The organism is Cellulosimicrobium sp. MI9406 (assembly GCF_040595865.1).
Lineage (GTDB): Bacteria > Actinomycetota > Actinomycetes > Actinomycetales > Cellulomonadaceae > Cellulosimicrobium > Cellulosimicrobium funkei.
In genome coordinates this window covers 1-3,231 of sequence record NZ_JALIZI010000014.1, presented here as the reverse complement: position 1 = coordinate 3,231, position 3,231 = coordinate 1, and the positions used below count along the sequence as shown (strand labels likewise).

Below are 3,231 nucleotides of genomic sequence, written 5' to 3'. Positions count from 1 at the left end.
AGTGTTTGGTGTTGAAGTTGTCGGCTGATTAGTACCGGTCAGCTGCACGGGTCTTTCGTCCCCGCTTCCACGTCCGGCCTATCGACCCAGTGTTCTGCTGGGTGCCTCTCACCCCGTAGGGTATGGAAACCTCATCTTGAAGCAGGCTTCCCGCTTAGATGCTTTCAGCGGTTATCCCTTCCGAACGTAGCCAACCAGCGGTGCTCCTGGCGGAACAACTGGCACACCAGAGGTTCGTCCGTCCCGGTCCTCTCGTACTAGGGACAGCCCTTCTCAAGTTTCCTGCGCGCGCAGCGGATAGGGACCGAACTGTCTCACGACGTTCTAAACCCAGCTCGCGTACCGCTTTAATGGGCGAACAGCCCAACCCTTGGGACCTACTCCAGCCCCAGGATGCGACGAGCCGACATCGAGGTGCCAAACCATGCCGTCGATATGGACTCTTGGGCAAGATCAGCCTGTTATCCCCGGGGTACCTTTTATCCGTTGAGCGACGGCGCTTCCACAAGCCACCGCCGGATCACTAGTTCCGACTTTCGTCCCTGCTCGACCTGTCAGTCTCACAGTCAAGCTCCCTTGTGCACTTGCACTCGACACCTGATTGCCAACCAGGCTGAGGGAACCTTTGAGCGCCTCCGTTACATTTTAGGAGGCAACCGCCCCAGTTAAACTACCCACCAGGCACTGTCCCTGGTCCGGATCACGGACCGAGGTTAGACATCCGAAGCGGCCAGAGTGGTATTTCAACGTTGACTCCACCCGCACTGGCGTACGGGCTTCACAGTCTCCCACCTATCCTACACAAGCCGCACCGAACACCAATACCAAGCTATAGTAAAGGTCCCGGGGTCTTTCCGTCCTGCTGCGCGTAACGAGCATCTTTACTCGTAGTGCAATTTCGCCGAGTTCGCGGTTGAGACAGCGGAGAAGTCGTTACGCCATTCGTGCAGGTCGGAACTTACCCGACAAGGAATTTCGCTACCTTAGGATGGTTATAGTTACCACCGCCGTTTACTGGGGCTTAAATTCTGAGCTTCACCCCGAAGGGTTGACCCGTCCTCTTAACCTTCCAGCACCGGGCAGGCGTCAGTCCGTATACATCGTCTTGCGACTTCGCACGGACCTGTGTTTTTAGTAAACAGTCGCTTCTCCCTGGTCTCTGCGGCCGTCCACGCTCCCACCGCGAGGGTGTTCACGCTTCGGGCCCCCCTTCTCCCGAAGTTACGGGGGCATTTTGCCGAGTTCCTTAACCACGATTCTCTCGATCGCCTTAGTATTCTCTACCTGACCACCTGAGTCGGTTTGGGGTACGGGCGGCTAGAACCTCGCGCCGAGGCTTTTCTTGGCAGCATAGGATCACCCAGTTCGCGCTTATGCGCTCACCGTCAGCTCTCAACCTTGATGTCGGGCGGATTTGCCTACCCGACGGCCTACAGCCTTGGACGTGGTCTACCATCGCCACGCCGGGCTACCTTCCTGCGTCACCCCTGTTAATACGCTTACCTACTACCGGATTGGGTCCCGCGCGCCCCTGCCCGGTGACCCCGAAGGGTCGATGGGCAGGTTTGGGCGGTCAGCATCACCGGGCTCGGTATGGGCGGTTCTTCGCCGGTAGGAGAATATCAACTCCTTGTCCATCGACTACGCCTGTCGGCCTCGCCTTAGGTCCCGACTTACCCAGGGCGGATTAACCTGGCCCTGGAACCCTTGGTCATTCGGCGGACGGGTTTCTCACCCGTCTTTCGCTACTCATGCCTGCATTCTCACTCGTGTGGGCTCCACCGCTGGGTTCCCCCGCGGCTTCACCGCCCACACGACGCTCCCCTACCCACCTGCGCCTCTGGACCACGAAGGCCTGAGTTGAGCGCAGATGCCACGGCTTCGGCGGTGTACTTGAGCCCCGCTACATTGTCGGCGCGGAATCACTTGACCAGTGAGCTATTACGCACTCTTTCAAGGGTGGCTGCTTCTAAGCCAACCTCCTGGTTGTCTGTGCAACTCCACATCCTTTCCCACTTAGCACACGCTTAGGGGCCTTAGCCGGTGGTCTGGGCTGTTTCCCTCTCGACTACGGAGCTTATCCCCCGCAGTCTCACTGCCACGCTTTCACTTACCGGCATTCGGAGTTTGGCTGACGTCAGTAACCTTGTAGGGCCCATCGGCCATCCAGTAGCTCTACCTCCGGCAAGAAACACGTGACGCTGCACCTAAATGCATTTCGGGGAGAACCAGCTATCACGAAGTTTGATTGGCCTTTCACCCCTAACCACAGGTCATCCCCCAGGTTTTCAACCCTGGTGGGTTCGGTCCTCCACGCGGTCTTACCCGCGCTTCAACCTGCCCATGGCTAGATCACTTCGCTTCGGGTCTAGACCCAGCGACTATGGGCGCCCTGTTCGGACTCGCTTTCGCTACGGCTTCCCCACACGGGTTAACCTCGCCACTGAGCACTAACTCGCAGGCTCATTCTTCAAAAGGCACGCTGTCACCCCAGCCAAGGAGGCTCCAACGGATTGTAGGCACACGGTTTCAGGTACTATTTCACTCCCCTCCCGGGGTACTTTTCACCTTTCCCTCACGGTACTGGTCCGCTATCGGTCACTAGGTAGTATTTAGGCTTAGCAAGTGGTCTTGCCAGATTCACACGAGATTTCTCGGGCCCCGTGCTACTTGGGATCCCCTTCGGGAGGCCGCACCATTTCGTCTACCGGACTCGCACCGTCTGTGGTCCGCCTTTCAATGCGGTTCGACTATGACACGGCTTTCTTACTCCCCGGTGGACTGTCAGATCCACCAGAAGGGTCCCACAACCCCGAACACGCAACGCCTGACAGCTTGAACACGCGCCCGGTTTGGCCTCATCCGCTTTCGCTCGCCACTACTCACGGAATATCTCTTCCTGTCGGTACTGAGATGTTTCACTTCCCGACGTTCCCTCCACACACCCTATATATTCAGGTGCGGGTCACACGACATGACTCGTGCGGGGTTCCCCCATTCGGAAACCCTCGGATCACAGCTCGTTTGCCAGCTCCCCGAGGCTTATCGCAGGCTACCACGTCCTTCTTCGGCTCCTAGTGCCAAGGCATCCACCCTGTGCCCTTAAAAACTTCAACAAAAACAACAAAACTGCAGAGAACCAAGAACCACACCCCAAAGGGTGCGTCTTGATCTTTACAAAGATGCTCGCGTCCACTGTGCAGTTCTCAAACAACCAACGACCCCGACCCC

Annotated in this window: 1 rRNA gene; it reads right to left on the bottom strand. The window is 57.6% G+C overall.

From position 1 onward, the window contains the following. Positions 1-8 precede the first annotated feature (8 nt). Positions 9-3,116 (bottom strand): 23S ribosomal RNA (locus tag MT994_RS19270). Positions 3,117-3,231 lie beyond the last annotated feature (115 nt).